Genomic DNA, 12433 nt, shown 5'->3' on the forward strand with positions numbered 1-12433 from the left:
GTTTGGCTAACCGGCCTCTGATGCATGCTTTTTTAATAAAGCCGGTTTCATCCACAATGAGCACCCTGTGTTTATCGCCCAAGGAAGTGTTAACACGTTTGCCTTTGTCCCCATCGCCACTCTGGTGATTACAGCCCTCCATTAAGACTTCTCCCAAATCATAAAAAATGTGAATTTAATCAATATTTACAATCAATAAATGAGAGTGATAAATCATATTTATTTATAGCTAATTGATTTTATTTAAACTTTACTCACAATATGCCGATTAATTACCCATCAATACATTAGAGAAAGATAGATGAAAAACAACAAGGAATCGCTGTACCTGCAAGAACGCGCTTACCTGCGGGAACTGGCACAGCGCGTGGCGAAACTCCGAACCAAAAAATTCTTTGGCAATTCAAAGAGGTCTATGGGACACGAATGGAAATGTAATTCGTCAGGGATCATAACAAGGAGCAAAATAAAATGAATATCATGAACGGGTTAACGGCGGCCAAAAGCGGATTACGCTTTACGTTTCAGATAGCCGGCCTGCCTGAAACCACCTTCGCCGTGGGCGAGTTTTCCCTTCAGGAAGGGTTATCTGAACTGTTTACCCTCAATCTGACGCTGGTTCAGTCTTTGCCAGAAAACCCCTTTAAGCCAAAGCCGGAAATCGATTTAAACGCCCTGTTGATGCAGGAGGCGGTGTTGCAGGTGTTTAACGGCACAACGCAGCAACGCAAAATTACCGGCATCGTCTCCCATGCGGACTGGGCGGGTACCGACGGCAATAAAACGCTTTATACCGTAACGATTCGGCCTGTGCTCTGGCGTCTGACGCTCAACCAGGACAGCCGGATTTTCCATCAGCAAAATGTGCCTGCCATCCTGAACAGCCTGTTGAAAAAGCATAAAGTCCGCGCCGATTCGAAACTTTACGATCCTCATCAGGACCGAGAATATGTGACCCAGAAGCGGGAATCGGACTATGGGTTTTTCAGCCGGCTGGCGGCCGAAGAAGGCATCAGCTTCTGGTTTGAGGATGAAACAGCGTTTTTCAGCGACAGCCATCTGGGGATGACCGCCGGGCTGCCACTGACCTACAGTCCGCAACCGGAAACCGCCCACGGCATAGATACGATTTATCAGGTGCGGCTGGGAGTCGGGATGAGTCCACAACGCAGTTTTCATAAAGACTTCAACCCGGAGAACCCACGCTATCACCTCTCCCATATGCAGAGCAGCGAAGGTTTCCGCGATTTCGGCAGCCAAACGCCGTATACCGTATTTGAAAGTTACGGGCGGTTCCAGAAAGATGCCGCCGCCAAACCGTTTCTCAAATACCGCCATGAAGCGCTGGATAACCAGAAAAAAACCGGCAGCGGCAACAGTAACTGCATCAAACTGATGCCGGGCAAAATTTTTGAGATAAAAAGTCACCCGCACGCCCCGCTGAATGCCCGCTGGCAGGTGGTCGGTATCAGCCACCACGGGCGCTGCCCGCAGGCACTGGGCGATAACCGTGCTGAGGGCACCACCCTCAGCAACCATTTCAGTTTTATCGACGGCCTTACCGACTGGCGTCCGCCTTTCCACTACAAACCGCTGGCCGATGGCGATGAGACTGCGATGGTGGTCGGGCCGGAAGGGGAAGAGATTTTCGTCAATAAAGACGGTGCGATTAAAGTTCATTTTCACTGGAACCGCTATGACCCGCCGGATGATGGGGCTTCCTGCTGGGTGCGCGTGGCACAGGGCTGGAACGGCAACGGCTTCGGTTTTATGGCGATCCCGCGTATCGGGCAGGAAGTGATTATTTCCTATCTCAACGGGGATATTGACCGGCCAATCGTCACCGGCTGTGTCTACAACGGCCTGAACCGCCCACCGTTAGACTTACCTGCCCAGAAAACCCGCACCACCTTCAAGACTAAAACCCATAAAGGCAGGGGCTTTAACGAACTGCGCTTTGAGGATGCGAAAGGCAGTGAAGAGGTCTATATCCACGGACAGAAAGATTTTACCGCCCATATTGAAAACGATGCGTACTGGCATATCAAACACGATCAGAAACAACGCATTGATAACAACCGTTACCACGATATCCGCGCTGATGACCATCATCAGGTGGCCGGTTCACGCAAAATCACCACCGAAGGCGATGTCTCCCACCGGATTGCCGGCAGCCAGCATATCCAGACCGGCGACGCCACGGTAATTGACAGCGGGCAGGAAATTCACCTGAAAAGCGGCGGCAAGGTGGTGCTGGAAGCCGCATCCGAAATCACGCTGAAAGTCGGCGGCAGTTTTCTGAAAGTCACGCCGGGCGGGATTTTGTCTTCACCGATAAGTGTCGGACAGGGTTCAGCGGGTAGCGGGCGCGGGATTTCCTTGCTACTACCGGACGGGGTGGAGCCATTGCCGGAAGTGGAATTCCCGGCTCACCCTTATTGCCCTGAGCTGGCACAACAAGACGTCAGCATGGTCATTAAACCCGCTAAGGAGTGATACTGATGGAAAATACTATTTCGGTTGAAAACACAACACCTACGCTCACTTGGCAGCAATGGCTGAGCGAATCCCATGATACGCCAGTGTTCTTTATGCTCAATTCACTGGCAAATCCTGATCCGATAAAACACTTTTACCTTAACGATTGGGTAGAACAGGCTTTTCCACTGTACAGCGGCACACCAATGCGCAAGATGCTGAAACAAAGCCCGTGGCTGGTGCAGGCAAAAGTCAGTCAACTGCCATCAATTGGCTCGATGCTTGATCACCACGCAGTCAGTGACAATAGCTGGGGTTGGGCATACCAAAGCCCGGCACCGTGGCAAGAACAACTGGCTCACTGGCAACGGCGGCAGCGAGTGATGTTACAAGGAGAACAGGTCGTTTTTCGTATGATGGATACGCGGGTATTCGGCGCGCTGGTACCAGCGTTCACACCCAGTGACTGGGCAGAATTGTTAACACCCGTGACAGAACTGCTGATTGACCTGCCTCAGCCTACACGTTTTCCACGTCCGGAGGAGTGCGGACAAGGTAATAGCGATATTCCTTTTACACTGGGTGAACACCTGCAACGGGTTTGGCTGCATTCGCCCTATGGCCTGAAAGTCTTAAGCAGCGCCCTCTATAACGACTTATGGGAAAACCACGGTGAAATGGCAAAACAGTTGGATAACCCCGTCGGCAGTTTAGAGCACCATGTTGAAAACTGGTTACGACAAAAACTTGAGGTCGGTTACCGTGTAGATAAACTTGCCAGTCAGGACTATTTGCTGGCAATGGAACAAAAAAATAACAGGAACAATGAATTATGAGTAATGGAAATTCGATTTATTGTCATGATTGTCAGAAAATGGCAAACAACAAAATAGAAATTCAGTTGGTTGATGAGCACAACAAACCTATCGCCAATATGCCTTACACACTGAAAAACCATAAAATGACCCGTAAGGGAACCACGGATGGCAGCGGTATGATCCGTGAAGAGCACCTGACTGCAATCCCCTTACGCTTATTTCTTAGTGGACAAGAGTTGGCTGATGAGATGGAACAGCGCCCATTGAGAATAAAGCGTAACAACGAGTACGCACGCTCTAATGAGCCTATGGCCAAGATTTCAACTGTTTTTGCAGAAAGTCAAAAATCAGGCCGTCAGTATCGTTATGCAAAGATTGGTGAACTGGTTGACAAGATGCCTGTTATTAAAGGATGGAAAGAAGAAGATCCTCTTCCCAGCTACCATTTTCCGGATAGCGAACCGATGGGTCTCGAAGTCATACCCACGGCTTTCGAACACTATCGTTATGTGATTGAAGTTTGCCCATTCAGGGCATGGTCTTTATTGCTGCATCACCAAAAAGATTATTCACTGGTTAATGCTTATAATCTTTCACTGATGAGTCTATTAACTTATGCTGAGGATACTGAAAATGACTTAGGTTCAGTCACAAACTTTTTCCAAAAACAGTTGCTCGATCTGTCACGTTCACCTTATAGGATCAATGACCAGTCCTTTTCCCCAGTGGTTTATGATGTTCCATTTAGTGATCGCTATACTGAGGTCGTCTATGTTGACTCAAATAAACAAAAAGTTCCTCAGGGTCACACCCAACTTTTTTACGTGGCAAATAGGAAAGAAGTTATTGTTGGATGGCGTGGTACTGAAATGACGGAAACACAAGATCTGATGACGGACGGTACCTTCCAGCCGATAGAATTGGGCATCACACCTAAAGGCGTATCGAGTGGTTTTAGCGAAAAAGGGAAAGTTCATAAAGGTTTTTGGGATGCTTTTTATCTTATTAAACAGATCCAAGTTCCTAAAAGGAATGATGGAAAAATGGTATTTGAACATGTCATTGAATTAACAGAGAATAAGAAACTATTCGTCTGTGGTCATAGCTTGGGTGGTGCCCTCGCTTTGTTACATAGTGCCCAACTTAAATCTCATAATCCCTGCCTCTATACCTACGGTATGCCGCGTTTATTCACTCAAAGTGCAGTGCAAGAACTTACTGAAATTATTCATTATCGTCATGTTAATGAAGATGATTTTGTTCCATCTGTACCGTTTAACAAGGATATGGATAATATTGCTCTTCAAGCAGATTATAAATTTGCAGGATACGTAATCGAAGTATTTGATGTTGTGGGTACATCATTAAGTCTGGCTGGTGCTCTCGCTGCAAAAAGTGTTAAGTCGCTCAGTCGTGATAACGACCCTTTTTTACACCACGGTAAATTAGTTTACTTTTACGCTCTCCCTGATTCGGAGTCAAAACTTTATTTACTTCCAGAGTTAAATGAAAAAACCAGAAAAGAAACTAAAAAATTTATTGAAAAGCAGACCAAAGTAGAACAATACAGAGAGCAAGAAATACGTTCATTTTTTCAGGGTAACGAAAACCCTACAGGCAAGGGTGGGACAGGCCTTTTTGACCACAGCAGCACCTTATATGCTGCGTATATTGACAAGAGATTGCGAGAACTATGTGCCTTTTCACCGGATAAAAAACTGCAAAGGAAGCCGGAAGATTTATCATTTCTTGAAAGTGAACCACATTCTATTCGTGCAGTCTTTCAAAGAAAAAAAATCAGAGAATATTATTTCTTAAGAGAAATAGACACTCAATTAACAATAACGCTAGATGTGACCAGAGATGATGAAAGAGGTCCAATAGCCTTACAACGTTACTCTGAGAAACGATAAAAGGATAACAAGAGGCTAATAATGAAAATAATATTCAGATTATTAACAATATTACCACTTACCCTGTGTTTAACAGGATGTGAGTTTATATCCAATACTATTTCAAGTTACTGGCAAACTTATAACGATAAGTCTGAACCATTTTCACCGCCTAAAAAAAACCAATGGATCACTGTTGAAGGCATTGCTCCTCCAAATACTAAACCTAATTTAGATCGTATTTATTCTTCAAATAGATGTCCTGCTACTCATAATACCGCAGGTGGAACACTCTATCACCTACCCAAATACCACTGGAACAAATTTAATATTTCAGTAGACCCTGTAACAGGTTATTTTAAAGAAAAAATACCTGTTAATGGTGGAGGCTGGTGTCAATGGCGGATTGATAATATTGAATTGGCCCTTGAGTATACTAATGTTAGCCATCTGATGAAAGATGCCGTACCACGAGGTGGGGCTGGAATAAACGTATATATCGATGGTGCAAGAAAACCTAGTGACATGAAAAAATTCAAAAACATTATTGATTATAGGCCAACTATTTATCCTGTATTAAGAAAAAGTTTTGTTACAGGCAATTCTAATCAAATAGGATTGTATGCTGGGAGCAACAAACTAATCTTTTTCGAATTAATACTCCAACCTAGCAATGAGTGGAAAATTACCTATATACCTACTTTGGATGAAACTAAGATGCCAAAGATTATTATCCCTGGAGGTGGAGAGCCATCCAGAGTTGAATATCCAGACGGTAAAGTAGATTTAGACAGTGATTCCATTGATTATTGGAAAATAAATAACACACCCTATCGGGGACGAAAATAAACATTATTTAACCAACGCATTAAACAGCAGGAACTGTGATAATAATATCGCAGTTCCTTTTAAGAAATATCATCGTAAATATCACAAAAAAGCATTTTTGATATTGGGATATTAAAAAATATCACCATGACAACGGAGAGATAAACATGGCAGGTAAAGCAGTTATTCTTTTAAATGATGCCACCGATCACGGTGGCAAGGTGATCACCGCTATTGGTGGTTATACCTATCAGGGCGTGCCGGTTGCAGGCGAAGGTGATCTGGTCACTTGCCCAAAATGCGAGGGAACCTATCCAATTATCGAAGGGAGTGAATCGTTGAAGTCGCAGGGTACGCCGATTGCACTGGAAGGAATGCAAACCGCTTGTGGCGCTAAGCTGATTGCCAGCCAGAAAGATTTTCTGGCTTAATCAAATAAAATGAATACCCGCCTTATTTTATATAAGGCGGAGAAACGCAAATGACCCACACCATCATCGCCAAAATCATAATAAATGTGAATTTAATCAATATATTAAATCAATAAATGGGGGCAACAAATCACATTTAATTATATCTCATTGATTTAACGTAAATTTCATCCACAATATGGCGATTAATTACAGGATGTACCACTAGCTGATAAAATCTTTGATCAAATTCACCCATTCTGTTGGCTTTTCAAGGTGTACCGCATGACCACTGTTAATCTCTTGGTATGTGCTGTTCTTAATATTTCTATTCACTTCATGTACCCGATAAGGCGGAATTAACGTATCACGGTTTAATCCAATCACCAGCGTCTCTTTCTCTATTTGGGTAAGATAATTTTTTATGTCTAGGGTTAATCCCAACGCAATACGTTGTTCGATCCCTTTTTCTGCCGGTTGAGCGCAGATCCGCTGTAGGGTTTCCTGCCCCAGCGAGGAGAGAAATTCTGGGCTAAAGGCATGTGACAGGCCAAAAGCCATGGCTGATGCCTTATCATTTTGTTCCAAATGCAACCACGTCTTGAATATCAATTGATGGCGAGGATCACGATTTGTCGCCCATGGTGCGGTCAATATTAATTTATTGATAAGCGTTGGGTATTTGGCTGCTACCACCGCCGCAACCACGGCGCCCAAAGAAACGCCCACTAAATCAACCGGCGTGTGACTGCTCTCTTTTATTACCGCAGCAATTTGTTCCGCCAAATGTTCAATCGTCACTGTTTCTGGTGGTAATTCAGAATTGCCACATCCGGCATAATCGGGAATGATAACGGTTCGGTCATGACTAAATGCTGTTTTAATGCCTGCAAAGCTACTGTTACCGCTGCTATTTGTGCCATGGAGGAAGACGATAGGGGTTTTATTACGCGGATCTTCGGGACATTCCTTACGGTAAGAGACAAATGAATCTTTCAATTTAATGATTTTATCGACCGGTTTCACACTGTTTTCCTCTGCGTGATCTGAATGAGGGCGTTTTTATACACCAAATCAACTGGATAACACTGTGATCTCACCTGCTTTCCGATATATTCATGTCAAGGCAGGCATTTGGGCCAGCTCTCCGGCTCACCCAAATGCACGCAAAAATATAACAATACGGTTCGTTCAGTTCTGTTCGTTAAGGTAATACACTCGTTATCAAAAACCTAAACTATCCAGCAAATCATCAACCTGTTCTTGGTTGGCAATAATGCCAGCCCCATTCTGGTTAACTTGAGGGCCGTTAAGAAGACTGTCGTTCTCTTTTTTTGCTTTAGCCATCTGGTCAGAAGGGATATTCTCCATCAATACCATAACTAACTGTTTTTCCAGTTCCTGAATGACTTCCATCATCCGTTTGATGACCTGACCGGTGAGATCCTGAAAGTCTTGCGCCATCATAATCTCAAGCAATTGGGCATTGGTAAATGCAGTGTGATCAGGCACCTGATTCAGGTAGTTTCTCGTGTCCGTTACCAATGAACGGGCATCCGTCAGCTCCAAATTTTCCGGGTTGGCAAACCACTCATCCCAACGTTGGGTCAAGGTTTTTGCTGACGCTTCCAATTCGTTCTGGCGGGGCTGGGCCACTTCAACACAGTTCAATACCCTTTCGGCCGCCTGTGCTGTCATTTGAACAACGTAATTCAATCGCTCCCTTGCATCCGGGATCGCCTCAGCCGCTTGAGCAATGGTTTGATCCAATCCCAGTTCACGTAAACTATCGCGCAGCATTCTCGTTAACTGCCCAATACGACTGATTATCTCACTGGTTGAGATCGCCTCATCTCTTGGCATGACTGGATTTACACTCATTTTGTCTCCTTAGAGCCCCAATTTTTCAAATATTTTATTGAGTTTCTCTTCCAAGATGGCCGCCGTAAACGGTTTCACAACATAACCGCTGGCACCGGCCTGTGCTGCGGCAATAATGTTCTCTTTTTTCGCCTCTGCCGTGACCATCAGGACAGGTAAGGCGGCCAGTTTCTCTTCACTGCGAATGGTTTTTAGCAATTCGAGGCCATCAATATTGGGCATGTTCCAGTCAGAAATAACGAAATCAAATTCAGCAGTACGAAGTTTAGCCAACGCTTCCGCCCCATCCTGTGCTTCGTCCACATTGTTAAAACCCAACTCTTTCAGTAGATTACGTACAATCCGGCGCATCGTTGAAAAGTCATCGACGACCAGAAATCTCAGATCCTTACTTGCCATAAAAACTCCTTGCAATTTCACTTATCCAGCAGCACAGCGCTGCAAAAGTTAACATCAAATACAATGATCAAATATCACGATCAAATACAACTACCAAATACAACGACTAAATACGAATCGATTGCCCCGCGCTAATTTTGGCCAGCATCGTTTTACTGATTTTTTGCAGATCCATGACTTCATCCACCGCCCCTAACTGGATCGCGGCACGTGGCATGCCAAATACCACACAACTTTTTTCGCTCTGGGCCAAGGTGTAAGCGCCTGCCTGTTTCATTTCCAGCAAACCCGCCGCACCATCATTCCCCATGCCGGTTAAAATAACGCCGACCGCATTGCGTCCGGCATATTTGGCAACGGAACGAAACAGCACATCAACCGAAGGACGATGGCGATTCACCGGCAGGGCATGGGTTATCATGATTTGATAATTGGCACCGCTGCGACACAGTTCCATATGGCGATCGCCGGGCGCGATATAGGCGTGTCCCGGCAGGACACGTTCGCCATCTTCCGCTTCTTTTACTATGATCTGACTGAGTTTATTGAGCCTTTCGGCAAAAGAGCGGGTAAAACCCGGCGGCATATGCTGGGTGATTAATAAAGCCGGGCAGGTGTTAGGCAGGGGTTGCAGCAGGTTTTTGATTGCCTCTGTTCCTCCGGTCGATGCCCCTACTGCGATGAGTTTTTCACTGGATAATAGTGGCTTGAAATTCAGTGGCGCTGTACTGACAGGTTCCGGTGCCGCCGTGCTGATTTTGGCTTGGGCGGCAGCACGAATTTTTTCGGCAATCAGTTCACTATAAGCCAACATGCCTTCACGGATACCCAGTTGTGGTTTGGTGACAAAGTCCACCGCCCCCAGTTCCAGTGCCTTCAAGGTAATTTCCGAACCTTTTGCGGTCAGGGAAGAAACCATCACGACAGGCATAGGACGTAACCGCATTAATTTTTCCAAAAAATCAATGCCATCCATGCGCGGCATCTCAACATCCAGTGTTAATACCTGTGGGTTATGTTTTTTGATTAAATCGCGGGCAACAAAGGGATCTGGCGCACAATCCACCACTTCCATATCAGGATGACTATTGATAATTTCCCGCATGATTTGACGCATCAACGCCGAATCATCCACACAAAGAACAGTTATTTTATTCATGACCCCTCCTTGCCCGGCTTAAACCGTAAACGGTTTGCCCTTGCAAGTAGAACTCTCGGCTGATTTGAGTGACGTTTTCGGAATGCCCTGCAAAGAGCAAACCATCCGGTTTTAAGAAACTGACAAAACGGCGCAAGATCCTTTCCTGTGTCTTTTTGTCAAAATAAATCATGACATTACGGCAGAATATTGCATCAAATTTGCCCTCAAGTGCCCAATCCGCATCCAGTAAGTTCAAATGCTGAAAACTGACCAATTCAGCCAGTAAAGGGCGAATTCGTGCATATCCTTCAAAGAGACCCACGCCTTTAAAAAAATATTTTTTCTTTTGATTTTCATTCAGATACTGTAATTCTTCCAGCCGGTAAACACCTTGTCTGGCTTTTTCCAGAACACTGGTGTCAATATCGCTGCCAATGATTTTTATCCGATTTGACCGGTGCCCCAGCGCATCACACAAGGTCATGGCAATAGAATATGGCTCCTCCCCCGTTGAAGCCGCAGCGCTCCAAACGCGGTATGTTCCGCCATTTTTCCGGCTGGCATGTGCTGCCAGAATGGGAAAATGGTGGGCTTCCCTGAAAAATGCCGTGAGATTGGTGGTCAATGAATTAATGAAAAGTTCCCACTCTTGACTGTGACTGTCTTGTTCCAGAATTGACAGATATTGACCAAAATCGTTCAGTCCCAATACACGAAGCCGTCTGACTAAACGGTTGTATACCATCTCACGCTTATTTTTTGCCAGTACGATGCCAGCCCGTTGATAGATAAACTGGCAGATGCGCTCAAATTGCGCATCCGACAAAGCATGCCGCTGAAGCATAAAGTTCAGCAGTGCGTTAGCATCAGTATCTGAAGCTATTGAATTGGATTTCATCTGACCTCAGCGTACTTGGCTTACAACATACTCATCAGTCATGTTTGATGCAGCCGATGATGGATGATCGTACTCATCTTCCACATCTTTAGGCAGTTCAAACTGGGCAACGGTTTTCACCAGCATGTCCGCCTTGTCTTCCAGGGCAGAAGCGGCTGCTGCGGATTGTTCCACCAATGCCGCATTTTGCTGCGTGACTTGATCCATTTGGCTGACGGCTTGGGCAACCTGATGAATGCCACGGCTCTGCTCATCCGAAGCGGCAGCAATTTCCGCCATTAAATCAGTCACCTGATTGACCGATCTCACCAGTTCATCCATCGTCTGCCCCGCATTATTCACCAGCTCTGAACCTTGGTTGACACGTTGGACCGATTCATCGATTAAGGTTTTAATTTCTTTTGCGGCTTCCGCACTGCGCTGTGCCAAGTCACGGACTTCACCGGCGACCACAGAGAACCCACGCCCCTGCTCACCGGCGCGTGCCGCTTCAACGGCCGCATTTAGGGCCAGGATATTGGTCTGGAAGGCAATACCATCAATAACACTGATAATGGCACCGATTTTCTTCGAACTTCTGGCGATTTCGTCCATCGTTACCACCACACTGGTGGTCAGTTCGCCGCCTTTTGAAGCGGTCTGGGAAGCGGATACCGCCAGTTCGCTGGCTTGTCGCGCATTTTCGGCATTCTGTTTAACGGTAACGGTCAATTCTTCCATACTGGCAGCCGTTTCTTCCAGGGATGCGGCCTGTTGTTCTGTCCGTGAAGATAAATCGGTATTGCCTTGGCTAATTTCTTGAATACCAGAATACATCTGGTTGGTGTTTTCACGCACCGCCGCAATGGACTTGATGAGTGATGCCTGCATGTCGCGCAGTTTGCGGAAAATATCACCGATTTCATCATCGGTGGTGACAGCAACTTCTTTATCCAAACGTCCTTGTGCAACATCCTGGAAACACGCTCTCATATTCGAAAACGGCCTGAGCAGGTTACGTTTCAGCCACCAATGAGCCGCTCCTGAAACAACAAATACCATCAAGACAGCGCCAAAGAACATGGCAATGGCGATTTTGTAGTAAAACTCCCCTTCCGAAACGGCTGAACTAATGTTAGCGCCGAGGTACTGCATATAGTTGTTATAGGCAATTTCCATCTTACGCTGGTAATCTTCGGTAGGTTGATCAAGGAAAGCCTGAAAATTGCCTTCATAGAGATACGTTTTCAGTTCTTTTAATGCGTTGATATATTCTTGGTAAGCGTGTTCTACCGCAGCGAATAAAGTTACGCCATGATCCGTTTTTTCCACCCGGGGTAATGCACTTAATTTGGCAAAGTTCCGCTCTGCTTCATTCAAGGCGCTTTTCAGTAACGCCTCCATTTCATCTATCTGCGTTTGTGGCTGCCCCACTTTATTGGCAATTGCGATTTTGTTCAGCGTATTACGTGTTTGCAACAATGCCGCCCAACTCAAGCCAAGGGTATCTCTGCGTTGAGTGCCCAGATCAATTCTCTCGATATATGACTGGTCGGTATGAATTATTCCCAGAGACAACCCACTCGAAATAATTTGCATAACACAAAACATCATCAGTAACAGATACAAACTGGTTGATATGCGAAGCTTGCCTAACATGTAATCACCTCGTTTAACGGCTGCATGATGCAGCCGGAGTTATCGCTATT

The 12433-nt window shown here is 45.5% G+C and carries 11 protein-coding genes; 5 read left to right on the forward strand and 6 right to left on the reverse strand.

Annotation, left to right across the window (positions count from 1 at the left end; all coding sequences use genetic code 11):
• The first annotated feature begins 471 nt into the window (after window positions 1-471).
• The 5 genes from PSI15_RS03825 to PSI15_RS03845 all read left to right on the forward strand — a co-directional run bounded on the left by PSI15_RS03825 (window position 472) and on the right by PSI15_RS03845 (window position 6447).
• On the forward strand, window positions 472-2496 hold the full coding sequence (locus tag PSI15_RS03825) for a type VI secretion system Vgr family protein (protein ID WP_273582373.1): 2025 nt from the start codon (window positions 472-474) through the stop codon (window positions 2494-2496).
• 5 nt (window positions 2497-2501) lie between these two features.
• Window positions 2502-3314: a DUF4123 domain-containing protein gene (locus tag PSI15_RS03830; RefSeq protein ID WP_273582374.1), complete on the forward strand. Its 813-nt coding sequence runs from the start codon at window positions 2502-2504 to the stop codon at window positions 3312-3314.
• Complete coding sequence (locus PSI15_RS03835; protein WP_273582375.1) at window positions 3311-5209, forward strand: lipase family protein; 1899 nt, start codon at window positions 3311-3313, stop codon at window positions 5207-5209. Before PSI15_RS03830 ends, PSI15_RS03835 begins: the two co-directional genes overlap by 4 nt.
• A 21-nt stretch (window positions 5210-5230) precedes the next feature.
• A complete protein-coding gene (locus PSI15_RS03840) occupies window positions 5231-6037 on the forward strand; it encodes a hypothetical protein (RefSeq protein WP_273582376.1) in 807 nt (268 codons plus the stop codon).
• A 146-nt stretch (window positions 6038-6183) separates the two neighbouring features.
• Window positions 6184-6447 carry a PAAR domain-containing protein gene (locus PSI15_RS03845; RefSeq protein ID WP_273582377.1) on the forward strand — a complete coding sequence of 88 codons (264 nt, stop codon included), beginning with the start codon at window positions 6184-6186 and terminating at the stop codon, window positions 6445-6447.
• A 204-nt stretch (window positions 6448-6651) separates the two neighbouring features.
• Here PSI15_RS03845 and PSI15_RS03850 read toward each other — a convergent pair whose 3' ends face one another.
• The 6 genes from PSI15_RS03850 to PSI15_RS03875 form a co-directional block, all read right to left on the reverse strand.
• Window positions 6652-7452 carry an alpha/beta fold hydrolase gene (locus PSI15_RS03850; protein ID WP_273582378.1) on the reverse strand — a complete coding sequence of 267 codons (801 nt, stop codon included), beginning with the start codon at window positions 7450-7452 and terminating at the stop codon, window positions 6652-6654.
• Window positions 7453-7650: 198 nt separating this feature from the next.
• On the reverse strand, window positions 7651-8307 hold the full coding sequence (gene cheZ / locus PSI15_RS03855; RefSeq protein ID WP_273582379.1) for a protein phosphatase CheZ: 657 nt from the start codon (window positions 8305-8307) through the stop codon (window positions 7651-7653).
• Between the two features lie 9 nt (window positions 8308-8316).
• Window positions 8317-8706, reverse strand: a complete 390-nt coding sequence (cheY, locus tag PSI15_RS03860) for a chemotaxis response regulator CheY (protein ID WP_273582380.1) — start codon at window positions 8704-8706, stop codon at window positions 8317-8319.
• A 106-nt stretch (window positions 8707-8812) separates the two neighbouring features.
• Window positions 8813-9865, reverse strand: a complete 1053-nt coding sequence (locus tag PSI15_RS03865) for a protein-glutamate methylesterase/protein-glutamine glutaminase (protein ID WP_273582381.1) — start codon at window positions 9863-9865, stop codon at window positions 8813-8815.
• On the reverse strand, window positions 9858-10745 hold the full coding sequence (cheR, locus tag PSI15_RS03870; protein ID WP_045971117.1) for a protein-glutamate O-methyltransferase CheR: 888 nt from the start codon (window positions 10743-10745) through the stop codon (window positions 9858-9860). Before cheR ends, PSI15_RS03865 begins: the two co-directional genes overlap by 8 nt.
• Window positions 10746-10751: 6 nt before the next feature.
• On the reverse strand, window positions 10752-12383 hold the full coding sequence (locus PSI15_RS03875; RefSeq protein ID WP_273582382.1) for a methyl-accepting chemotaxis protein: 1632 nt from the start codon (window positions 12381-12383) through the stop codon (window positions 10752-10754).
• Window positions 12384-12433: the final 50 nt, after the last annotated feature.

The organism is Xenorhabdus sp. PR6a (assembly GCF_028599065.1).
Classification (GTDB): domain Bacteria; phylum Pseudomonadota; class Gammaproteobacteria; order Enterobacterales; family Enterobacteriaceae; genus Xenorhabdus; species Xenorhabdus doucetiae.

Coding starts and splice junctions, on each gene's coding strand:
- PSI15_RS03825 (WP_273582373.1), top strand. CDS start 472: ATGAATATCATGAACGGGTTAACGGCGGCCAAAAGCGGATTACGCTTT.
- PSI15_RS03830 (WP_273582374.1), top strand. CDS start 2,502: ATGGAAAATACTATTTCGGTTGAAAACACAACACCTACGCTCACTTGG.
- PSI15_RS03835 (WP_273582375.1), top strand. CDS start 3,311: ATGAGTAATGGAAATTCGATTTATTGTCATGATTGTCAGAAAATGGCA.
- PSI15_RS03840 (WP_273582376.1), top strand. CDS start 5,231: ATGAAAATAATATTCAGATTATTAACAATATTACCACTTACCCTGTGT.
- PSI15_RS03845 (WP_273582377.1), top strand. CDS start 6,184: ATGGCAGGTAAAGCAGTTATTCTTTTAAATGATGCCACCGATCACGGT.
- cheZ (WP_273582379.1), bottom strand. CDS start 8,307: ATGAGTGTAAATCCAGTCATGCCAAGAGATGAGGCGATCTCAACCAGT.
- cheY (WP_273582380.1), bottom strand. CDS start 8,706: ATGGCAAGTAAGGATCTGAGATTTCTGGTCGTCGATGACTTTTCAACG.
- PSI15_RS03865 (WP_273582381.1), bottom strand. CDS start 9,865: ATGAATAAAATAACTGTTCTTTGTGTGGATGATTCGGCGTTGATGCGT.
- cheR (WP_045971117.1), bottom strand. CDS start 10,745: ATGAAATCCAATTCAATAGCTTCAGATACTGATGCTAACGCACTGCTG.
- PSI15_RS03875 (WP_273582382.1), bottom strand. CDS start 12,383: ATGTTAGGCAAGCTTCGCATATCAACCAGTTTGTATCTGTTACTGATG.